Genomic DNA, 23,368 nt, shown 5'->3' with positions numbered 1-23,368 from the left:
TTTCTTCGCGTGCTCTGCGTTTAACGTACCGTAATCAGCAAAACAATTTTCTATTACGTATATAGCTGATACGTTATTTAATTTCTGGAATAAGCTTCATTTCCAGCAGCCATTTTTCGCAGAGCGAAGTCCATTCCTGTGTTGAGCCCGGATTATTACGTAGTGCGATGGCATGGCCGCCCTGTGGAAAAATATGTAGACTGGACGGAATTTTCTTATCGACCAATGCCTCATAGAAAAGCAAACTGTTCCGTTGATCTACGGCTGTATCGTTGAAGGCATGTACCAGAAAACTTGGTGACGTAGTGGCTGTTACGGCATTTTCGAGTGAGTAGGTGTTGAGTAAGTCAGCGGAAGGGTTTGGTCCGAGTAAATTTTTACGGCTACCGGCATGTGCGTACTTGCCCATCGTAATCACAGGCGAAACCAGAATCGCAAAATCGGGTCGGGTTGGCTGCTTGCTGATTGAGTCGCCGATGGCTGCTACGTTGGTGGTTGAGGTGGCCAGTAAAGCCGCCAGATGTCCGCCCGCCGAGGAGCCTTGAATACCAACTTTATCTGATTTGATGCCCCATTTTGCGGCATTGGCGCGGATAAGTTGAATAGCCCGTTGTGCATCCTGAAGCGGCCCCATCTCGCGTTGTTTTAGGTCGGGAGAGTTAGGTAAACGATAATTCAGCACAAAGGCACTGATGCCCATCGTATTGAACCATTTTGCCAGTTGCCAGCCGCTGATTACATATGCCAATCGTTCATAACCGCCACCCGGACAGATAATTACAGCCGCGCCTTTGTTTTCCTGCACCGATGGCAAAAACGTGTACATACCCGGCGTACCAACCCGATAAACGCGCTCATTGGCGATACTGTCTGTCAGGTTCATACCCTTGGAATTAGGCATTTTACCAACGGGCCACAGCGGCATAAAACCCTGAGCGATTGCCCAAATGGGGGAGCAAAAAAATAGAATGAACAGCAAGTCAAATTTGCGCATAAAATTCAGGAGGGAGAAGGTTGGCGAAACGCCAGAGCAGAGAAAAGCGAGCCAAGATTAAAGAAGCGAATTAGATTAAGCAACGAAAATTTTGTGACTTTTTACGCAATCGTTGCCGGGAACGTTATCAGAACGTATTTGCTCCCGTATCAATACGGCAGATTGAACTAAATAGCGCTTTTGTAGATTCGAAATCGGTCTTAGGTTGTCTGTTTAGTCATTATCCGTATAAAATTATGTACTTTAGCAAGTGATTTTTGGCGTACTGACGCACTCATGGATTACAAAATACTTCCGGATTCGGCCTTACTGATCTATCTGAAAAAGAGCGATGAAGCTGCTTTTCAGGAAATCTATTCCCGGCACTGGAAGAAGCTCTATACCATAGCCCGGAACAAACTACCGTTGACCGACAGCCCCGAAGATATGGTGCAGGATTTGTTTGTGAAACTCTGGGAGCAACGCGAAACTCTGCTGGTCGAAAATCTGGGTGCGTACTTGCAGACATCCATCAAATACGCTGTCATTAACCTGTTTAAGGCGCGCCTAACTCGTGAACGCTACGTTGAACACGCCCAAAGTTTCGCTTCGGCGGAGCATTACACGGAGGAGCAAATAGCTCTAAATGATCTGATGGCTTCGGTGGAGCAGCAACTCAACGATCTGCCCGAAAAAACTCGCCAGATTTTCCGCCTGAATCGACTGGAGTACAAAACGGCGAAAGAGATTTCGGCCCAACTGAACATTCCCGAACGTACTGTTGAGTATCATATCAGTCTGGCTATCAAAATGCTACGTCCTATGTTGCAGGATTATTTTCTGCTGGCGGTGATTTTTTGGGAGTGGAGTAACTAATGTATAATGTAGCAACTTTCTGTTGTGTTACTTCAGCTTTTTGCGCAACCAGATTCTTACTGGTTTATCGTACCACATTAAACTTACATAAGCCAGCACGATAGCCCCTGAAAAGGTGAGCAATGCGTATGGCAAAGCTTGTCCTAACGTAATGCCCTTGTGATTGCTGATCCAGGCTACGTAAAAATAGACAAGTACGTAGTGGGTCATGTATAAGGGATAGGAAAGATCGCCGAGAAACTGACAAATTCTTTCTTCCGTTTTACTACGTACCACACCACTGGCACCGATATAGACAATAAGTGGAAAAACAATGATGATGCAAAATGCTTCGTACAAACCATTCATCCAGAGATGTTTTGCTCCACCAATTCGAGGCATCAGCAAAACAGCCGCAACAAGCAGACTACACCACAAAAAGGAATTTTTGATCATAATAGGCCGAGCGACTCTTGACAAAAGTAAACCGGCAAAGAATGGAAATAGTGTACGGGTTATTCCTACGCGCATTTGTTCGACATTGAGTGTCCAGCCACCCGTAACATCTCCATTCGGGTTAGTAACCGCAAAATGCAACAGCACAGCACCCGCAAGTATGACAAAAAACGCCAATGCTTTATTCGATAATTTCCTCAGGCCCAGCGCGTAGAAAATATTGGCTATATACTCGAAAAATAATGACCAACCCACACTATTGAGCGGATGCATTTCCTGCCAGCCGCGTATATCCATAGAAAGGGGTACGGGTAGAATCGTCCAGCCGATCAGCATAACAACGATTAGCTTCCATACAGGAACGGTATGAATGAGCGGCCATATTGTTGAGTCGGTAAAGTAAAAGCCTACGGCACCGAGCGTCATGCCCAGAACAACGAGTGGTTGCAGCCGCTCGAACCGGCGACGAAGAAAGCCTCCGATGGTTAGTTTGTCCCAGCGGTCGTCGTAAGCATACCCGATGACATAGCCGGATAGGAGAAAGAAAAAATCAACTGCGAGGTAACCGTGATTAACAACATTGTCGAGGTGACTGGTGGCAAGCGGTTCGGTCAGGTGGAAGAATACGACGATAATAGCAGCTACTCCCCGAAGTCCATCTAAGATCTGATAATGCGGCTTTGTGTCAAGTTCGTTATTATTCATAGCTGGAAAATTAGTAATAACGACGGCTTCGTCAGGAAATAAATTGGCGATAATTCTTATTTCTTCTCCGAATCATGAGCCGGATCAAATCTTTCCATTTTCCTCAGCATTCGAAATAACAAAAATGATGTTAGCACAATCTATTTGATAAAAGCTCACACAGGTTTTTGTACTATTTCGCTAACACATGACCAATCTTACTTGTATATATTTTAATTTTCTAAGAATTTATAAAAGCATTTGCGGTTTCTGTTTGCGGAGTCTGTCTTATTGGTAAAGCAAGCTTTTGGTCAGAACTAGTGCTACGTTGTTACGTAAACGCTGACAATGAGCAAAACCCAACGCCTAATGCTACGTCACTCACTCAAGTTTTACCTACTTGCGCTTACTACTTTTTTCGTCGCTACGTATGCTACATTTGCCCAACCCGGCCCGCTAACATTGTGGTATACCAAACCCGCTAATAACTGGAATGAAGCCTTGCCAATCGGCAACGGTCGATTGGCTGCCATGATTTTTGGGAAACCGCAGCAGGAACAACTTCAACTTAACGAAGAAACTGTTTGGGCCGGTGAACCAGGTAACAATGTGATGCCTGGTGTCTACGAAGGCATTCAACAGATTCGGAAGTTGCTATTCGATGGTAAATACAAAGAAGCGCAGGAGTTGTCGAACAAGGTTTTTCCGCGTCAGCCAGTTTCCAATAACAACTATGGAATGCCTTATCAGACCGTTGGGAATCTGCTGATTACGTTTCCGGGTCACGAAAACGCTACGAATTATTACCGCGATCTGGATATTCAGCAGGCTGTCTCAACGGTTACGTATCAGGTGGCGGGTGTTACGTATAAGCGGGAAATGTTCGCTTCACTGGCCGATCAGGTGATTGTGGTACGTCTGACCGCCAGCAAACCCGGAAGTCTTACGTTTCGGGTAAGTGCGAACAGCCCGCAGAAGGTGTATGACGTTAAAACGGAACGTAGCAAACTGATCCTTTCGGGTGTAAGTGGGGGCAACGATAATAAAGTTGGCAAGGTGAAGTTTCAGACACACATTTTCCCAAGAACGGAAGGTGGAACCACTACGTTTACCGATACTACGTTGGAGATAAAAAACGCCAATGTCGCTACGTTGTATGTCTCGATGGGTACGAACTTTAAGAGTTACAAAGATCTGACAGGCAACGAAGTAACTAAAGCGACTGGCTATCTGACAAGTGCCCTAAAGAAACCATACGTAACGCTTAAAACCGCACACGTTGGTCGGTATCGTGGTTATTTCGACCGTGTTACGTTGAATCTAGGCCAAACCGACGCCGTCAAAAAGCCAACTGATGTTCGTCTGGCTGAATTCGCAACCAATGGCGATCCGGCGTTGGCGTCGTTGTATTTTCAATTCGGACGGTATTTGCTTATTTGTAGTTCGCAGCCCGGTACCCAACCTGCTACGTTACAGGGCAAATGGAACGACAAACTGGCTCCGCCCTGGGATAGTAAATATACGGTGAACATCAATACCGAAATGAATTACTGGCCCGCCGAGGTAACCAGTCTGCCGGAGTTGCATCAGCCGTTATTTTCGATGCTGAAAGATCTGGCCGAAACGGGCAAAGAAAGCGCGTCGACAATGTACCGTGCGCGCGGCTGGAACACCCATCACAACACCGATTTATGGCGGATAACGGGTAATGTCGATGGTGGATTTTATGGGATGTGGCCGATGGGGGGCGCATGGCTTTCGCAACATATCTGGCAGCATTACCTGTTTACGGGCAATAAGGCGTTTTTGAAAGAAATGTATCCGGTGCTGAAAGGAGCTGCGCTGTTTTATGTCGACGTATTGCAGGAAGAGCCTACCCATAAATGGCTGGTTGTAGCACCGTCGATGTCACCAGAAAATACGTATGAGAGTGGGGTCGGTGTGAGCGCTGGTACGACGATGGATAACCAATTGGTGTTTGACGTTTTATCGAATCTACTACGCTCGTCTGCGATTCTCGGCACGGATAAACCGTTTGCGGATACGGTACAAACGATGTTGAAACGGCTACCGCCCATGCAGATTGGGCAGCATAATCAATTGCAGGAATGGCTTCAGGATTGGGACAAACCGACGGATAAACATCGACACGTATCGCACTTGTATGGCCTTTATCCGAGCAATCAGATTTCGCCGTATGTCAATCCTGAATTGTTCGAAGCGGCCAAAAATTCGCTGATTTACCGGGGTGATAAATCGACGGGCTGGAGCATGGGCTGGAAAGTTAATCTCTGGGCGCGCTTACTCGATGGAAACCGTGCTTACAAACTCATCGCCGATCAATTGACGCCAGCCGGAGCAGAAGCATCGGGACAGAACGGTGGTACGTATCCTAACCTGTTCGACGCTCATCCACCGTTTCAGATCGATGGTAATTTTGGCTGTACATCGGGCATTGCCGAGATGCTGGTTCAAAGTCACGACGGTACGTTGCATATTCTGCCTGCGTTGCCCGACCAATGGCCCGATGGCGAAGTAAAAGGCTTGCAGGCTCGTGGTGGTTTTTCAATCGATTTAGCCTGGAAAGCTGGTAAAATCACTACGTTGGCGATTCGCTCCAAACTCGGAGGAAATTGCCGCGTGCGGGTGCATACGCCTATCAACACAACCAATGGCGATCTCTTAGCATCGGCCAAAGGTGAAAATTCAAACCCATTCTACGAATCGGCAGCTATACAAAAGCCACTACGTTCATCAAAAGCCAGTGTTAAATCCCCTGTTTTACGGGAGTCGTTCGTGTACGATATTCCAACGAAGGCAGGCGGTAGTTATACGTTTGCAGGGAAATAGAGTGGGCGCACTAACATTGCATGATGATCTGTGGCTGTCTGAACAAGGCTAGTTGATGAAGGAATGTTGATGAGCTGGCTTTATACCGAACTTTTTTGGTCTGGTATCAGTCATGCTTACATCATTTACGTTGCCTTCTATTTACGCACTTGAACATTCAGCCACTCATTGATCATTTCGAGAGCTATATTCCTTTCTCAGTTGAGGAAAAGCAGCTTCTGGAGGGGCGTGTCACCCAACGATCAATCCGACGTCGACAGGCTATTTTACAGGAAGGATTTCCTTGTAATCAATATTCATTTATCGTAGAAGGGTGTTTTCGGATGTTTGCCGTTGACCAAAAAGGTACCGAACATAATCTACAATTTGCGGCTGAAAATGACCGCCCGGAGGCCCGGTGGATAGCCGACATTGGTAGCTTACATTCGGGCAAGCCAAGTGCGTTATTTATCGAAGCTTTGGAGCCGTCGATAGTGCTACAGATTGACAAGCAGGATCTCTATTTTCTATACACAAATTTGCCTAAGCTCGACCGTATTTTTAAGGTTATTATCGAGAATAAATATGTAGAGCTGCAAAACCGCGTGTTGCAAACGATCAGCTCAACAGCGCAGGAACGCTATCTGTTATTTCTGGAGCGCTATCCTCAACTAGCCCAACGGCTCCCCAATACCCAGATCGCGTCTTACCTAGGCATTACTCCCGAATTTCTGAGTAAAATCCGAAAAGACATCGCCAACTCTTAAACTAGTTTAAGCCTATTTCTTAAGATAGCTTATTGGCCATCGGGCTTAGTCTGGCGGACCTTTGCATGGTCATTTAAACAATAAAAGATCATGTCAACTACAGCAGAATTGAAAGTCGCAATTATTGGATTAGGGAACATTGGCAGCGTATTGGCCACTGATTTAATCAACGGAAATAGGGAGGTTATACTGGCATCACGAGATTTGTCGACGGCGCAAACGCTAGCTCAGAAACTGGGCGGTTTAGCGCAACCCAGAAAGATCAAAGAAGCTATTCAGGAAGCGGATATAGTGGTTTTAGCCATCTGGTTCGCGTCTATAAAGGAATTTCTGACGCAATATGCTTCTGAACTGGAGGGTAAAATCATTGTTGATCCATCGAACCCGATTGCGCCGGATGAAAAAGGTGGTTTTGTGAAAATTATTGGCGCATTTGAATCCGCCGGTCAAATCAATGCATCACTCCTGCCTAGAGGGGCTAAACTGGCAAAAGCCTTTGGTACACTAGGGGCTGCTTCGTTGAAGAATAGTTCGGGTCAGACGCCAGAAGCAACTGTTCTGTTTTATGCTACAGACGATCAGAACATTGACGCGCCAATTGAAGAACTCATAGTTGATGCTGGATTTGCTCCTCTACGTGTGGGTGGCCTTGATCAGTCTATACGTATTGAGGTCTTTGGTGATTTACATGAATTTGGAGCTTTGGGAAAAACCGTGACTTTAGTAGAGGCAACGGAAAAGGTGTAGCACCAATAATATTCACAAACGTAGCAACATTGGCTTGTGCTCGTGTTGCTACGTTTATTCAATACGTAACAACACGAGCACAAATTTCTCGCCTTATCTCTATTGATCAGTTGCGCTACGTTTGGTCGAAATTTTGGAAGGGTGTTTGCTTCTGGGCAGTGGATTCCTTCAACGGCCAATACGATTCTCTGCGGCAATAATCCCGAAGAAAGCCATTACGTACCGACGGGAAATGCCCGGATTTATTCCGAAGTCTAAAAAAAGGAAAGCCATTGGTGGTCTTGCATGGCGGTACTCTGTACAACACAGTTTTAGTGCCACACGAAAACGTCTAATTGCCACAAACGCAAGACTTCACAAAACGGCATGTTCTGGACAATCCAAACGGAGAAGCTCTGCTTCCAGCGGTATTTTTAACAGTCCACAATAGTGAATCTGCCCATCATACTGGTAATGCATACAGGTCTTACACATTCGTTGTACCGTGATCAAACCGCGTTGATGGAGTCCGTAAATGAGTGTGAATATGCTTTCGTAAAGAGTCGTTTTATGCACTACGTCTAACTGACCAATCAACTGGCTCAACACGCCCGCAAATCCACTCGTCTGATCGACAATTTGCTGTCCTGCCGAAGTTATCTGTAAACTATGGCTACGGCTGTCCAGGGGATCACTGATTCTTGCTACCAACTCTTTCTGAACCAGTACTTTGATCGCATCACTGATCGTTGGCTTGGTCAGGTTAAACTCGGCAGCCAGATACCCTATTTTACATATAGCAGGGTCATGAAAGGCCAGAAAAAGAAGTAATTGAATCTGAATTGGACTTAGACCCGTTTCGCGGTTCTGCTGCCAGAGTAAAGTCCGGAATACTTCACCAAGTCGCTCCAGACCGACTACAATCTTGGCATCGACCGAGCTATTTTGTTGATCTAGGTTAAAGACAGAATCATTCATTCAACAATCGCAGGTTTCACAATAAGGGGCATAACCCTCATAGTTCGGGGAGAATTCTCCTCCAGCACTAACCAGTTTATTTAAAGGAATTTTCTCTCCCGATGAGAGAACGGCCACGGGATTATTACGTTCCTTACCCATATACTTGATAAGTGCATTCAGGGTAATTAACTCGTGAAGCTCGGTAAAATATTGGATTTTTACATACTTACGTTGCTCGATCAAAGCTGTCAGGTACGTAGTAAACGATGACGTGGTTTCCATATGAACGAGTATTTTGTTTGGTTAGATCGATAGCTCCTTCGAACTAGGTTATCAAAAGACAAACCATGGGTATTCATTCTAATATCCCATTTCGAAGAGCCTTTCTATTTCTTTACCACCGTATAAGGTAGTGATAATTTACCGGACAAGACTCCATACACTGCGTATACGCCCAGCATAGGTTTGTCGGTAGATTCATGGTTTGCTCCATTCTCGCCATGTGCTGAGTGATGCATTTGCAGATAGCAAGTGACGGCATCAAAGCGGAAATCGGTTCGGTGATTAATACGATATGCCGGAATCGCTACCCGTATGGCCTGACCCGAGGTAACTACTCCATAACCCGGCGAATCAAAGTAGAGTGGCACGCCTGGGGCCGTTTTAGGAAGCACTACTGCCTTGTCAGTCTTACGAAAGGCTTTGACACTTAATCCTCCAGGAACCCGCTTATCTTCTTGTAAGACAACCCAATGCGGATGCCAGACCACACCGTCGTTATCAAAATTGCCATCGTTGTTTTCATCCCAGAGTGGGGTATCGTCCATGTCGGGATGGGACGTTAGGGCTAGCGCCACGATGCCTTCTGTGGGTGAGAAACCTACATCCTGCGCCTTGAGCGTGGTTGGAAATACGTAGGCAAGCACAGGCGCATTGCTGGCGTTACCGGCTGGTTTGGGCGTAGTGCGTCCAGCTTGGCCACTCACCTGCATGCTCATAACGACCATATCCAGATCCGATTGATGAACGGCTTGTGCCGAGTTAATTTTAAAATCATTGTTGTTATAGGCCGCTCCCGGTTGATTGGTTTGTGCTAATGCTACGCTCGCAGAAACGACGAATGTGCTAAGTAGTATGGATGTACGATTCATTGTTGTAGAGATTGATTGGTTTGTGCATTAATAATTGCCTGACTACTAGCAGCCTTGCATCTCGATGATATAAAAGCCTTGGTTCGCAATGCTGGCCCGCACGGGTTCAGTAGCTTCTTCAATGTGACAGAAGCGGCATTCACTGGCTGTAAGCGGCTGTCCGGACTGGCCTTTCGTCGCCAGATAGGTTTGGCCGTACTGATGGATGATTTCCTGATTGTTTAGGGTAGTAGGTACCAGAATATCAAAGTGCATGATAGACCCATCGGTACGGTTTACATAGGTGTCATAAACAGAAATTTGCATGATTTGACAGCGTTAGCGATTGATAAAATTATTTTCGTTGCAAATATAGTTAGGAATCCTAACAAAAAAAGGAATAGCTGAATCTTTTAATAATAATGTTCATTAAGAATAGGATTTATAACGAGACTGCACAGCCCAAAACGGTCGTTAATGTACTGATCTCCTGCTCATTCCTTTGTTTATATAAGAGCTAAAGCCTGAAAGACCTGTTGATCCTGTCAAAAAAGAACTATAGCTTACCACCATTTATAATTCAGTACATTCCACTTTTAACCTACTCTGCGATGCTCGAAACAGTTGGCAAATCATTATCTATTTTCGTTTTAGCGGGCTTATGCGAAATCGGGGGTGGCTATCTGGTATGGTTGTGGATGAAGGAAGGCAAACCGCTCTGGTATGGTATTTTGGGCGGTATTATTCTGGCAGTCTATGGCGTAGTTGCTACGTTACAACCGTCTGGCTTCGGTCGAGTTTATGCTACGTATGGCGGTATTTTTATTGTGATGTCGTTACTTTGGGCTTGGTATGTAGACGGTTTCCGTCCTGACAGATACGATATTTTAGGAGCACTCATTGCTCTGATCGGTGTCTGTATCATTTATTACGCGCCCCGAACGTAGTTTTAATACGCATTTTACGTAGAACCAACGAAGCTCTGCGTCGGCGGGTGCAAAACACATTATTGACGTATCAAACTCGCTCAATTATCAACTTTGGAATGAACGTCCATTCTGGAATCTACCTTAATTCGGCACTAAACTCCCTTGCGCATCTTCTACGTGAGAACGGTTCAAATCAAGTCCATCTAACACCAATACGCCCTGAATGGACGACTGCTGTTTGGCATCCTGCTTCCACGACCAGACCAGCTTTCCGGCTGGCGTATATTCCAGAATCTGGGTTCCGCTGGCTCCGTGATCAGCGCCGTGCCCCTGCCAGTTCGCTACGACCCAATTGCCATTTTTCAGGATTTGGAAACCGGAAAAGAAATAAGGCTGTACAGCGGGTGGGCCACTCACACTATCTACAAAAGCCCCTTTCTGATCGAATCGTTGGAAGTTTGCCGCAAAACCACTACTCACCAACGTCTGCCCATTGCCTAATCGTTGCGCTTGCCACGCATGTTGTGCTTTTGCCTGTTTGGTAAGTTCGGCCTGCCACACAATTGAGCCGTCAGATTTCCCTTCAAATACCCGGTCGTTGGCTGTGATTAGGAAATTACCAGTTACGGTTTCGCGAATCAGCCGGGCGTAGTTAAAATCTGGATAGTTAATGGTTCGCTGCACATTCTGATTTTGATCCAATTCGAGAAGGACGATACCTTTTTTATCCTGCCAGTTCAGTCCAACAAGCATCGTGTTTCCATTACGTAAGCGTCGGGCAGCTATAGTTCCGTCGAACGTAGTAACTTCCGATACTTTGGCCCCCGTTTTAATATCCCTGATTTCGTAGCCTTTTCCCGTACCGAGCATCACCTGTCCCTTCCCAATCAACTGCATATCCCGACCAGCTGGAACCGACACGTAGTAATTTCGCTCAGGATGCGCTACGTCCACAAAATTTAGTTTGGATAAGCCCTCATCACGTAACAGCATCTGCCGGTTAGGATACCTGTCAGAGGAAAGTTGAGCGGTACTTTGTAGCGAAATCAGCAGAAACAGGGCTGAGAACAAACGGATGATGCGCGGTTTTGCCATGCGTTAAATCTGTTATTTATGTCGAAAGACTACCTCCAGCAACTGTATACTATTGCTTCCCTTTCTGTATAGCATCAAATTCCAGCGCCAGCATGATAAACGGCCCGACTGATTTGGGGTCATTATCGCGTTTTGCTTCCTTGATATAATACTCATACGTACCGTCGCGATAGGGTGTTCCGCCTAGTCCGGCTCCGGCGCATGCATCGGTAATAATGACCTGACCATCGGGCTGTGTTTTGATGAAATTGGTTAAAATTCCTTCGTATCCTTTCTTCGCTACGTCCACATATTGTTTGTCCAGATAGTCTTTTCTGGAAGCCTTTGCCAGAAAATAAACGAACATCGTGGAACCCGACGATTCCAGATAATTACCCTCTTTTCTACCCACGTCCATTACCTGATACCAAAGGCCAGTTTTCGAATCCTGATACGTAGCAAGCGTTTTCGCCAACTGACGGGTAATGTCCAGAATCTGCGCTCTGTCCGGGTGATTTTCCGGAAAATAATCCAGTACGTCCACTAACGTCATTGCGTACCAACCCAGACCACGTCCCCATACGTGCGCCGATTTACCCGTTTCTTTATTCGCCCAACGCTGCTCTTTGCTTTCGTCCCAACCGTGATAATAGAGACCTGTTTTGGGGTCTTTATTATGTTTGTCGATAAGCCGTATCTGGTTCGCTACGTCGGCAAACAAGGCTGGTTCGTTGAAAGCCTTCGCGTACTGCGCCAGAAACGGCGACGCCATATACAATCCATCGAGCCACATCTGGTGCGGATAATGTTTTTTATGCCAGAATCCGCCTTCGCTTGTACGTGGATGGGTCAGCATCTGACTACGTAGCAGCCGAATCGCTTTCTCGTATTTCGTATCGTGCGTTTTCTCGTACAGCGCGAACAGAAATTTACCGGAATTAACGGCGTCGATGTTATACTGCTCCAGCTTATAGGTTTTAATCGTGCCGTCTGGATTGATCATATCGTCGGCGTATTCCTTGATGTAAGCGTAGTATTTTTCATTGCCCGATTGCTCCCACAACGATTCAAGCGAGCTACAAACCAGACCGTGACAATAATTCCAGCGGGGCTCTTTCGAAAAGTCGAGCATCCAGCCTTTTGGATTACGGATCATGTCCGAATCGGCCATACGTACCGCCCAGGTAGCCGGTGTGGTAGCAGTTGTCGATTGCGCAAAACTGCTTGATAAGCCAATAGTTATCCCTACCGTGAGGGCCATCACGAAACCAAGTAACCGAGTCATTTTATACGTTAAGATGCTAGTGAAATAGAAATTTATTAACCGTTCTTACGGCGTTACGCCCGGCACCGGCTCAACCCGAAACCAGTCGAAATCAGCGTAGCCGGAATCATTGATCTGCGTAGTACGGGTACAGAATATACCCAGTTTAGCACCAATCCAGCGGCCTACTTCGGCCTGAAACGGTTCGCCAGTTTTGGTAAAGCTTTGTCCATCGAGGCTGTAGCTAAACTGGCATTTGGCTTCATCAACTACTTCAACACGGAGGTAAACCGGCTGGTCTGCATTTACTTTATTGATAACGGTTTCAGCCTCCGGTTTTCCATCCGACGCTTTTTTACAAACGCCATACACCAGACTAATCCCTTCCTTGCTACTTTTCAGAACAAGATTAGCGTAACTCAACCCCATGATAATCAGCCCAGCGCGCTCGTTTTCAAGTTTTGGATTTGGTTTGAACGTCAGCTTAGTCGTCGCCATGAACCGTTCGGCTGGAAATTTCTGAAGCAATAGATTCGGTACGTCCCAGTTGTTCTTGGCATCGTCGGGCGTTTTGTACGAATAGAGACGTAGCGTGCTCTGCTTGCTCATGCTATGCCAGAAGCCTTTCGGGTTGGCCTGCCACTGCCATTGTAACCCTAACGTAGTACCATCGAACTCATCGGATTCGGGCGGTGTAGCAATCGGATACGTCTTGCCGACATTCGGTTTTTTATGTGTCAGCACTGGTTCACCTTTGCCATCGCTGTCGGCATCAATGCCAATAACGGGCCAGTCGTTTACCCATTTCATTGGCTGCAAATGCACCACGCGACCATAGGCTTCTTTGTCCTGAAAATGCAGGAACCAGTCTTCTGACTTTCCATTAATCGGTGACGTATCGACCCAGGCACCCTGATGCGGCCCATTGATGGGTGATTTTCCCTGATCCATCACTACTTTCCGTTCGTAGGGGCCATAGATATTCTTCGAACGTAGCACCAGTTGCCAGCCTGTCGGTACGCCACCAGCCGGAGCGAAAATGTAGTAATAGCCGTTCCGTTTGTAAAACTTTGGTCCTTCGATGGTCGGGTCAGTTTCATGACCGTCGTAAACAATGACACCTTCGTCTACTACTTTTGAACCCTCAGCGTTTAGCCTTTTAACGGTAATTACGCTTTTGATACCCGCCCGGCTACCCGCCCAGCCATGCACCAGATAAACCTGCCCGTTGTCATCCCAGAGCGGGCACGGGTCAATCAATCCTTTACCGCCTTCCACCAGTACTGGCTCCGACCACGGCCCTGCCGGATTTTTAGCTTTGGTCAGATAAATACCAAAATCAGGATCGGGATAATAGATATAGAATTCGTTGTTATGGTACCGTATCGCCGGAGCCCAAACGCCATTGCCGTGCTGCGTTTTCTCGAAATGCTCGAATGGCGGCTGACGTTTCAGCGCGTGCCCGATGAGCGTCCAGTTGACCAGATCTTTCGAATGCAGAATGGGCAATCCCGGAATGGCATCGAAGCTGGACGCAACCAGATAAAAATCATCACCCGCCCGACACGCATCAGGATCGGAATAATCGGCATTCAGCACCGGGTTTTTATACGTACCATTTCCCAAATCCGACACCCAAACTTTCGATACGTAGGGCGTTGGAGCGGGCAACGTAGTAACTTTCGGTTTGGCCGTTTGCGCAACCGCCGAAAGCGTTGATAGACAGAACAAACCAACGAGTGGTAGCGAATTCATAACAGCGAGATTAGTTAGCCTTCGGATTCCAGGCCGATTGAGCAGAAAAGATGTTCGTTAGCGTGTATTGTTTAGCGTCCTTCGCCGAAAGCTGTTTTGACCAACCGGCCCGTTTCGACGTAGTGCCGCCGGGGCCAGTGCTGCCATATTCGGCGTAGAGAACTGTTTTTTCATTGGCGGCATTTCCCCAATTGTCCCAACCAGCGGGAAGAATATGGTCGCCGATTTCGCTACGTATGAAAACGGTTTTGGCCTGTGGTCGCCACGGACGACCGAGATAGGCTTTTTTGACCGATGGATCGGCAATGAGTTTACAGTCGAAGAAGACGAAGCCATATTGCTGGTAAGCGGGCGTAGCGGCTGCGGTTATAAACGAATCCGATAGGTTTTTGATGGTACACGATTGGAACACAGCAATCGACTTCCCGAAAATAAAATCCGTCGTGCCTTCGATATGGCAGTTTTCGTAATACTGTCGACTACCTTCGGCGGCTGCATAGAGCGTGTCCTGATTACCCAACAGAGCGCAGTTTTTACAAACAAACCGGTCGCCTTCTACGTGCAACGCTACAGCTTGCCCAACTCGCCCTGCGGTGTTACGTATTGTCAGATTTTCCAGAATAATATCAGGAGCATCGACCAGCACGACATAAGATGTATACGTACTGAATTTGCTATTGCCAGTCCAGTCTTTACCGCCCGGATACGCTTTCCCCGAATAATCATCGCCCGTAATAATGACGCCTTCTTTACTTTCGCCGATGACGTGAATATTGGGTTTCCACGACGGAATGACGAGTTTTTCGGCATACGTACCGTTTTTGATAAACAACGTAACACGCACTTGCATGTGGTCGCGGAAGTTGTTGACGGCTTCCTGAATGGTCTTATACGTACCACTCCCATCCTGCGCAACGGTAAACGTCACCGACTCAGTAGTAGATAATGTCTGACTCCAGACGGCATTCGTACAAGCTAGCAAGCAAAAAAATAAAAGCAGTTTTTTCATTTGTAAGGAAATATGTGAAAGACCACCCCCTGCCCAGCGTGGGCCCGGCCCCTCCTAAAACCGGCGGGGGTTCCTCAAAAGGTGTCACTTGTGCATATTCCCCTCCTGTTTTAGGAGGGCCGTGCCAGCGTTCTGGCTAGGGGTGGTAAATCCGTTTACTTAACACTCTCCGGTTTAACAATCCGGTCGGCAAGCTCCAGCTTTAGTGATCTGATATTTGCCAGTACGATTTCGGCCATCCGGCGGGCACCTAGCTCGCTAAAGTGCGTATTATCTTCTTTGCCTTGCGGGTGGTTGGGATGTTGACCGGGAGCGAGGTGCAGAAATAAATGTTTCGACGGCTCTACGCCCAGTTGCTGCAATAGCTGCTGACTTTGCGGGTCTAAATCGATTAAGGGCGTGTTATTGTCTGTGGCCACTTTGCGTACTAATTCTGAATAAACGTTGTGCGTACCTTCAATTTTTCCGGCTTCATCGAACTTCCGGCGCGCAACGGGCGTGATGAGCACAGGAATCGCTTTTTTAGCCCGACTTTCGGTAATAAACCGAATCAGATTGGTCTGGAAATCGGCTTCGTTCGTATAGCTTTTTTTGGTCGGCACCTCGTCGTTATGACCGAATTGAATAAACACGTAGTCACCTTCGTGCAGGTTCTCTTCCACCGATTGCCAGCGTTTTTCCTCGATAAATGTCCGGGTGCTACGTCCGTTCTGGGCGCGATTATCGACGGTTACGCTTTCGTCGAAAAAATTGGCAAATGGCATTCCCCAGCCATGTTCGGGATACGCTTTTACAGGCTTGATCGACATAGTCGAATCACCAATCAGATAAACCGTGATCTTGCTGGGCGGTGTGGTAAAAGCAGAAAGCGCCAGTAAACCGAATATCAGTAACGTAGAACGGAAACGAGTCATATTTCTATTGTTTATCTGAACTGAAGATTGTCTCAGACAGCATCTTGCTGTCCTGTCAGGTAACTAAACCATCCGGAGGATCAGACAGCAAGATGCTGTCTGAGACAACCTTATTTACTTGACAACATCAGATTTTTCTCCAGCGCGCCTTTGCTGAATTCGGCTTTGTTTTGCGCTTTCGTTACGTCGGTATTGGTCACCTGAATTTCCTGGCTCCGTTCGCCATTGATCGAAAACAACAGGCTAGCCTGCGGATTATATTGGATAGCGTCGAAAGTCAGTTTGTTGCTGTTGTCGACTAGAATCACCGGCTTGGTATCGTTCGTAATGAACTGCGCTTTCCGAATTTCAATCCCCTGCGCATCAATCAGCTCAACACCTTTATCGGTTTTCAGCGTCAGGTTTACCAGTTGGATATTCTGAATTGGCATTTCAGGCAACCCGCGCACAAAAACACCTTTTTTCGCACCGTTGCAGACGATATTCTCGAACTTCATATTGCGGAAGATTGGGGTGCCTTCGTTCACAACCGGACGCATGTCACGCTCGCCATCCGTAGCGAATTTCACGAAATAGTACATGTCGAAGAAGATGGCTTCCTGCGCAATGTCTTTCATGAAAATATCTTTCGCGTAGATATGCTCCACAACACCGCCCCGGCCACGTACTGACTTGAAACGTAGTCCTTTGTCAGTTCCCATGAACGTGCAGTTAGACACAAAAATGTTACGTGCACCGCCACTCATTTCGCTACCGATCACAAAACCACCATGACCGTTATAAACCGTATTGTTACGTATCACGCCGTTTTCGGTAGGCATATTCCGCTTACGACCTTCTTCGTCCTTGCCCGATTTGATACAGATGGCATCATCGCCAACGTCGAGCGTACAGCCTTCGATCAGGAAGTTTTTGCAGGATTCGATATCCATGCCGTCGCCGTTGTGTGCGTATTCAGGATTTTTCGTCGTTACGTTCCGAATTGTCAAATCCTGACACATCAGCGGATGCAAGCACCAGGCTGGAGAGTTCTGGAACGTAACACCATCAAGCAACACCTTTTTGCAATTGGTCAGCACCAGCAGGTTAGGACGCAGAAAATCTTTCATGTCGGCAAAATCCTGTGGCTTCTTACCTTGTGTCAATAGCATACTTTTGTTATCGACACTGGCACGTTTGAATTGCTCGCTGGGGTACCAGGTTTTGCCATCGTCTTTCAAAACGCCACCCGACGCAACTTTTTCCTGCCACTGATGTTCGGTCAACTGGTTTTTATTGACAGCGCGCCAGATATCGCCATTTCCATCAACAATACCCTGTCCTGTAATCGCTACGTTCTCCAGGTTACTCCCGGAAATAGGCGACTGATTTCGGGCTGCTTTCTTGCCTTCATACGTTCCTTCCGTCAACGCATACTGGTTTTTGTCGGTTGTGAACAGCAACGTAGCGGCCTTTTTTAAGTGCAGATTTACATTGCTTTTCAGTTCGACAGGCCCGGTAATCCATATTCCAGCCGGAACCAGCACGACCCCGCCCCCTTTCTGGCTACACGTAGCAATGGCCTGATTGATGGCTTTCGTATTCAACGTAACACCATCGGGTTTGGCCCCGTGTGTCAGAATCGAGATAGTGTCTTTTCGGAACGTTGGCTGCACGATTTTCGGCAGGTTCGTCCAGCTATAGGTTTGAGCCAAAGCAGCAAATGGAACTAGCCCCAAAAGTGCAACGCTGAGTAATTGATGGCTTTTTTTCATGGTTGTATTTGTATTAACCCCACCCCAACCCCTCCCCCGTAGGGAGGGGCTTTACATCACATGTAGTGAAAGTCCCTCTCCTTATTTCAAGGGGAGGGATTTAGGACGGTCGGCCGCTGCCGTGGGGTATTTTTCCTATTGATAGCCTTGATTCTGAGCAAATTCAGTCTTATTCGTAACCGCATCCAACTGGGTTTGTGGAATCGGACGTAGCACGTGGAAATCCTGCAAATTCACGGCGTTATCAGGTGCATAAGCTTTGATACGTTCGATGAGTTTGCCGGTACGTTTCAGATCGAACCAGCGAATTTGTTCACCAGCCAGTTCGCGGGCGCGTTCGTCCAGAATGAAGTCGAGCGTTACTTGTGCTGGCGTGATCTGCATGGCAGCCGTTTTACCGGGTTTGGCGGCACGTGTACGTAGTACGTTGATGTAATCGGCAGCCGCTTGTAGACTTCCTAATTTCATTTGTGCCTCAGCCGCAATCAGATACACTTCGGCCAGACGTATCACAAACACATCACGCGCACTTTGCGCTTCGTTCAGGTTCGCCCGCGTGGGGTCCATAAACTTCGATAGGGTTGGGTAACGCAGGTTGTCTTTTACGGTTCCGTTGGCATTATAAATCTTGCTGCGGTCGAACGTCTGGTACTTACGAGTCGCTTCAAACGCATCAGGAATTTCCTTTCGGGTGCAATACACAGCCGTGTCGCCGATGTTCATACCCGCCGGGCGCGACGTAGCATTCGCCAGCCAGACTTCCATAAACGAACCTTCATATCGAGCGTCATCATTGCTGTAGAGATCAAGCAAAAACCGGGTCGGCATGTAGCGATTGAAGGGGCGACCATTCACAATGTCGCGCGCCATACCGGGCCGGTCGTCGTATTTCATCAGAAACAACAGGTGACCGTTGTTACTACCCCGGCTATGACCGTATGGATTGAAGGTTGAGTTCGCAAGATCGTTAACCGCCAGATTTACGGAATAATCCACAACGTAGATAGCCTCTTTCGTTTTCAGATTACTCATTTTCCAGAGGTCGGCGTAGTTGGTTTCCAGCTTATAGGTGTTGCTGGCAATCACGGCCTGCGCCATGTCGAGCGCTTCCTTGTTCATGCCCCGCGTCAGGTACATACGCGCCAGAAACGCCTGTGCCGCCCCTTTTGTCACCTTTCCGTATTGCGGTTGCGTAACGGGCAGATTGGCCACGGCATACTTCAGATCTTCGAAAATCTGGTTATAAAACGTTTCGACGGGCGTACGATTAGCGGTCGAAACGATACCGTTTGTTTCCTGCGTCGTGAAATGAACACCACCCCAGGTTTCAACGATATGCCAGTAATAAAACGCCCGCAGAAACCGAAGTTCACCTTCCCGAACCGGACGTAGCGCAGCCGAAAGGCCCGCTTTATCGATTCGGGCGATACCGCCATTACACAAGTTGATGGCCGCGTAAAACTCCCGCCACTCGCTCGACAATGCGCCATTCGCTCCCTGTAAGTTCAGGTACATGGTCAGGTCGCGGTACACTTCACCAGCGCCACTTGTCCAGATGTCGGTGCCGGTTTCGGCTATGTTATAGGCTTCCTCTTTGCCGTACCACCACCGCTGATACGTATAGGCGGCATTCACCAGCGTTTCGAAACCTTCGGGGGTTGTATAAACCGTTTCGGCAGTTAAGCCACTGGGATTGTATTCTTCCAGTACGTCTTTACACGACGTAAGCGACAGAAAAACCAGTGCCAATAACCCCGTTTTTTTGACAAAATATGATTTCATTTCTTACTACAGAATTTAGGGTTATAGATTGACGTTCAGGCCAAATACGTACAGCTTGGTCATCGGGAAGTTTTCTGATCCACCCCGCTCTGGATCGTATTCCAGTTTGGTGAAGGTGAACAGGTTTTTACCCGTTACGTAGAGCCGAACACCACGCAGCACTTTCGATTTCAGGAAGTTAGCCGGTACGTTATATGCCAGCGTAATGTTCCGAACCCGCGCAAACGTACCATCAACGTAGCCAAGCGTAGATAGGTATTTCAGACCGCCGTTTTTGTTCGGGCGAGGATACGCATTCGTCGGATTTTCGGGCGTCCAGTAGTCAAGACCGGCGGTGCTGTTGCCCACACCCTGCGAATCGAAACGGGCCGAACGATCAGAGTTAATCATCTGACCGACACGAGCGTACAGAAATACGTTCAGATCAAATCCTTTGAATTTGATGGTATTATCGAAACCTCCACTCCATTTTGGGCGAGGATTTCCGAGAATAATCCGGTCGTTTACAGCATCAATTTTACCGTCGCCATTCTGATCTTTCACTTTGATTTCGCCCGGTAATTGCGTTGGCGAAATTGCCTTGGCGGCTTCAGCTTCGGAGGTTTGCCAGATACCCTGTTTCTCGTAATCGTAGAAAACGTTGATGGGTTGACCGAGGAACCAGCCGTTACCGATGTCGTTGCCGCCCGTAACCAGTTCCGTAATTTCTTCTTTGTTGCGGGTGAACGTTACGTTGCTGCTCCAGGTCAGGTTTGAGGTGCGGATGTTAGTGCTTCCGAGTGTAACTTCAAAGCCCCGGTTGCGGGTTTTCCCGATGTTCTGTTTCACCGTCGTTACGCCCGTTGTTGGCGGTAAACCACGATCCAGCAGCAAGTCCATCGTGCGGGTATCGTAGTAGTCAATCGACGTATTGAGTCGCCCGTTGAACAAGCCAAAGTCCAGACCGAGGTTTGTTGTGCTCGATAATTCCCAGCCCAGCAGCGCATTCCCTACGTTACGGGAGAAGGTGTAAGCCGGATAAGGAACTTCGTCGTAGCCAAACGCCAGCCGGGTCAGCGTGGTTTGCGTTGCGTATGGCCCCGATGGGTCATTTCCGGCAATACCGTAACTCGCCCGTACTTTCAGGTCGCTCAGTCCTTTTACGCCCTGCATAAATCCTTCTTCGATAATTCGCCACGCGAAGGCCGCCGATGGGAAGAATGTCCATTTGTTACCCGGTGCCAGTTTCGAGGAACCATCTTCACGAGCCGTCAGCGTGAGCAGATAGCGGTCACGGAAGGTGTAGTTCAGGCGAGCCGCAAACGAAATCAAGTCATTCTGCGAATAAGCCGAGTTGATTTTAATTTCCTCGGTTGTGCTACCCAGCGAGTAAAACAACTGCGAAGGCAGTAGTTGATTTACCCCCGACGCCGTTACGTTGTCAGACTTATTGCCGATGTAGCTGGCGATTCCGGTGAAGGTCATGGCGTGCTGACCAAAGCTCCGCTGATACGTTACTACGTTCTCCCAGTTGAGGCTGGTGCTGTTGCTCGCGTTGTAGCTAGCCAGCGATTTACCCGTCAATGAACGGTCGATGGATTTGGGCGATGCGTATGAACCGTTACGGATCGAAGCCAGGTTAACGCCCACCGTGCTACGTATCGACAAGCCTTTTAACGGCGTCAGTTCGAGATAACCGTTTGTTAAGATGCGGGTTGTCAGGATACCGTTGTTGAATACGTTCGGCTGCTCATCCGACAACGGGTTGGCCGTCTGACCGTCGAGCATGATAAAGTTGAAATTACCGTTGGCATCGTACAATGAGCCCAGCGGACTGATTTTGTTGGCCTGGTTCAGCGGGTCGCGACGAACGCTTTGGTTGTAATACGTAAGCTGGCTTTGCAAACCAACTTTCATCCAGTCGTTGATGGTATAATCAACGTTCAGACGACCCGTGTACCGCTTTATTTCATCTAATTTGAGAATGCCTTTCTCGTTAAAATAATCGACCGATACGTAGGATTTCAGCCGGTCTGAACCCGCCCGAATACCAATCTGATAATTCTGTTGCAGACCGTTGTGAATCAGTTCGTTCTGATAATCCGTCCAGGTACCTTTCTGTAGCGCGTCATATTCCGCTACGTTCGTGAAAATAGATGCGTCATCAGCGGGGCTTTTCCAGGCACCAGCGGCACGCCATGCTTCGCGTTTCAGGTCACGAAACCCATTGATATCCATCGCTTTTGGATACATGGTTACCTGCGAAACGCCCGTATAGGCATTGAACGAAATATCGGGTTTGCCCGACTTTCCTTTTTTGGTAGTAATCAGAATAACGCCGTTGGCACCGCGCGATCCGTAAATGGCAATCGACGACGCATCTTTCAGTACGTCCATCGTTTCGATGTCGTTGGCGTTGATATCTTCGAGGTTGTTATACTGGATTCCGTCGACAATAATCAGGGGGGCGTTGTTTCCGCCAATCGAGCGGTTTCCGCGAATACGGATGTTGACACCGGCACCAGCCTGACCACTACTACGGGTAATATCAGCACCAGCAATTTTACCCTGAGCGGCTTCCAGTACGTTGGCTGTTGGTACTTCTTTGAGTTGCTCGCTTTTGAGCTGAACTACCGAACCCGTCAGGTCTTTTTTCCGAACGGCACCGTAGCCAATCACCACAACTTCATCCAGCGCGCTTACATCAGGCGCCAGCGTTACGTTGATAGCCGCCTGATTACCAACCGCTACGTCCTGACTCTGATAGCCAACAAACGAAAAGGTCAACGTAGTGCCGTTTCCCTCCGGCACCGAAATTTTGTACTGACCATTCGCATCCGTTGTCGAACCACGTGTTGTGCCTTTCACCACCACGCTTACGCCGGGCAGACCCGCGTTTTTCTCATCCTTAACCGTTCCTGATACAACACGATCAGCGGCTTCGCCAGTTGCGTTACCGACTTGGGTACGAGGTTCAGCATACGTTTCGAGAATGATCTGACCGCCAACCAGCCGATACGATAGCTTCATTGGTTTCAGCAGTTCTTCCAACGCTTCGTTCAGGCGTTTTTCAGATAAATTAATCGTTACGGGCCGTTCGACATTTATGGCTTTCGAGCTATAAACAAACCGGGCGGCCGTCTGCTGCTCAATCTGGCTCAATACGGTACGTAACCGCTGTCCATCGACTTTAAGCGTAACAGGTCGACTCATCAGTTCCTGTCCGAGGCCGTCGAAAGCCATCGTCAAGCTCGCACAAGCGATAATCAGGAATAGTTGAATTGCCGAAATTTTCATAAGCCATAGAAGGGTTTTAACCTGCCGACTGGCGAGCTACCTATACGTACAGGTTCGCTTTTTTTCATACTTTTAAGGGTTTTTGTTAAATGGACATTTGACAAAATCATTCCTTCGTTCGGGGCAAGATTCGCAGTCTATCCGAAGTGGGATCACTTGGCGCTGGTTTGTGTTGGAAGCACGGCCAGCGTCTTTTTACTAACATGTTGGGAGGATGGAGAGCTTAGGTCA

Annotated in this window: 19 protein-coding genes; 5 read left to right on the top strand and 14 right to left on the bottom strand. The window is 47.8% G+C overall.

The features are described from left to right. Window positions 1–73: 73 nt before the first annotated feature. Complete coding sequence (locus tag ACYVD4_RS01575) at window positions 74–994, bottom strand: alpha/beta hydrolase (protein WP_460941860.1); 921 nt, start codon at window positions 992–994, stop codon at window positions 74–76. 276 nt (window positions 995–1,270) lie between these two features. Between ACYVD4_RS01575 and ACYVD4_RS01570 the strand changes: the two genes are divergently transcribed. Further along, window positions 1,271–1,849 (top strand): sigma-70 family RNA polymerase sigma factor, encoded by a 579-nt coding sequence (locus tag ACYVD4_RS01570; protein WP_460941859.1) that lies wholly within the window; start codon window positions 1,271–1,273, stop codon window positions 1,847–1,849. 27 nt (window positions 1,850–1,876) lie between these two features. Here the strand turns inward: ACYVD4_RS01570 and ACYVD4_RS01565 are convergent, their stop codons facing one another. Beyond that, window positions 1,877–2,989 (bottom strand): acyltransferase family protein, encoded by a 1,113-nt coding sequence (locus ACYVD4_RS01565; RefSeq protein WP_460941858.1) that lies wholly within the window; start codon window positions 2,987–2,989, stop codon window positions 1,877–1,879. A 327-nt stretch (window positions 2,990–3,316) separates the two neighbouring features. Here ACYVD4_RS01565 and ACYVD4_RS01560 point away from each other — a divergent pair, with 327 nt between their 5' ends. From ACYVD4_RS01560 to ACYVD4_RS01550, 3 genes are all read left to right on the top strand, one after another. Next, the gene (locus tag ACYVD4_RS01560) at window positions 3,317–5,818 is read left to right on the top strand and encodes a glycoside hydrolase family 95 protein (protein WP_460941857.1); all 2,502 of its coding nucleotides are present in this window, start codon (window positions 3,317–3,319) and stop codon (window positions 5,816–5,818) included. Between the two features lie 149 nt (window positions 5,819–5,967). Further along, window positions 5,968–6,564, top strand: a complete 597-nt coding sequence (locus ACYVD4_RS01555) for a Crp/Fnr family transcriptional regulator (protein ID WP_460941856.1) — start codon at window positions 5,968–5,970, stop codon at window positions 6,562–6,564. Window positions 6,565–6,654: 90 nt separating this feature from the next. Then, window positions 6,655–7,311 (top strand): NADPH-dependent F420 reductase, encoded by a 657-nt coding sequence (locus ACYVD4_RS01550; protein ID WP_460941855.1) that lies wholly within the window; start codon window positions 6,655–6,657, stop codon window positions 7,309–7,311. A 354-nt stretch (window positions 7,312–7,665) separates the two neighbouring features. Here ACYVD4_RS01550 and ACYVD4_RS01545 read toward each other — a convergent pair whose 3' ends face one another. From ACYVD4_RS01545 to ACYVD4_RS01530, 4 genes are all read right to left on the bottom strand, one after another. Next, complete coding sequence (locus tag ACYVD4_RS01545) at window positions 7,666–8,268, bottom strand: MarR family winged helix-turn-helix transcriptional regulator (protein WP_460941854.1); 603 nt, start codon at window positions 8,266–8,268, stop codon at window positions 7,666–7,668. Then, window positions 8,269–8,532, bottom strand: a complete 264-nt coding sequence (locus ACYVD4_RS01540; RefSeq protein WP_460941853.1) for a hypothetical protein — start codon at window positions 8,530–8,532, stop codon at window positions 8,269–8,271. 104 nt (window positions 8,533–8,636) lie between these two features. Further along, on the bottom strand, window positions 8,637–9,401 hold the full coding sequence (locus tag ACYVD4_RS01535; protein WP_460941852.1) for a hypothetical protein: 765 nt from the start codon (window positions 9,399–9,401) through the stop codon (window positions 8,637–8,639). A 45-nt stretch (window positions 9,402–9,446) separates the two neighbouring features. After that, on the bottom strand, window positions 9,447–9,707 hold the full coding sequence (locus ACYVD4_RS01530; protein ID WP_460941851.1) for a DUF2024 family protein: 261 nt from the start codon (window positions 9,705–9,707) through the stop codon (window positions 9,447–9,449). Window positions 9,708–9,991: 284 nt separating this feature from the next. Between ACYVD4_RS01530 and ACYVD4_RS01525 the strand changes: the two genes are divergently transcribed. Next, complete coding sequence (locus ACYVD4_RS01525; RefSeq protein ID WP_460941850.1) at window positions 9,992–10,327, top strand: YnfA family protein; 336 nt, start codon at window positions 9,992–9,994, stop codon at window positions 10,325–10,327. A 123-nt stretch (window positions 10,328–10,450) separates the two neighbouring features. On the opposite strand, the gene ACYVD4_RS01520 is transcribed toward ACYVD4_RS01525, so the two are convergent. From ACYVD4_RS01520 to ACYVD4_RS01485, 8 genes are all read right to left on the bottom strand, one after another. Next, entirely contained in the window at window positions 10,451–11,404 is a 954-nt protein-coding gene (locus tag ACYVD4_RS01520; RefSeq protein ID WP_460941849.1) for a hypothetical protein, read from the bottom strand. A gap of 49 nt (window positions 11,405–11,453) precedes the next feature. Next, a complete protein-coding gene (locus ACYVD4_RS01515) occupies window positions 11,454–12,668 on the bottom strand; it encodes a glycoside hydrolase family 88/105 protein (RefSeq protein ID WP_460941848.1) in 1,215 nt (404 codons plus the stop codon). A 45-nt stretch (window positions 12,669–12,713) separates the two neighbouring features. Then, window positions 12,714–14,402 (bottom strand): glycoside hydrolase family 43 protein, encoded by a 1,689-nt coding sequence (locus tag ACYVD4_RS01510; protein ID WP_460941847.1) that lies wholly within the window; start codon window positions 14,400–14,402, stop codon window positions 12,714–12,716. 10 nt (window positions 14,403–14,412) lie between these two features. After that, window positions 14,413–15,411, bottom strand: a complete 999-nt coding sequence (locus ACYVD4_RS01505; protein ID WP_460941846.1) for a pectinesterase family protein — start codon at window positions 15,409–15,411, stop codon at window positions 14,413–14,415. A 155-nt stretch (window positions 15,412–15,566) separates the two neighbouring features. Then, entirely contained in the window at window positions 15,567–16,325 is a 759-nt protein-coding gene (locus ACYVD4_RS01500) for a rhamnogalacturonan acetylesterase (RefSeq protein WP_460941845.1), read from the bottom strand. A gap of 110 nt (window positions 16,326–16,435) precedes the next feature. Beyond that, window positions 16,436–18,079: a glycoside hydrolase family 28 protein gene (locus tag ACYVD4_RS01495; RefSeq protein ID WP_460941844.1), complete on the bottom strand. Its 1,644-nt coding sequence runs from the start codon at window positions 18,077–18,079 to the stop codon at window positions 16,436–16,438. A gap of 135 nt (window positions 18,080–18,214) precedes the next feature. Next, entirely contained in the window at window positions 18,215–19,861 is a 1,647-nt protein-coding gene (locus tag ACYVD4_RS01490; RefSeq protein WP_460941843.1) for a RagB/SusD family nutrient uptake outer membrane protein, read from the bottom strand. A gap of 21 nt (window positions 19,862–19,882) precedes the next feature. Further along, window positions 19,883–23,137, bottom strand: a complete 3,255-nt coding sequence (locus tag ACYVD4_RS01485; protein ID WP_460941842.1) for a TonB-dependent receptor — start codon at window positions 23,135–23,137, stop codon at window positions 19,883–19,885. Between the last annotated feature and the right edge of the window lie 231 nt (window positions 23,138–23,368).

Source organism: Spirosoma daeguense (genome assembly GCF_054776875.1).
Note: the sequence above shows the minus strand (reverse complement) of the source record. Positions and strands in the feature narration are given on the sequence as shown.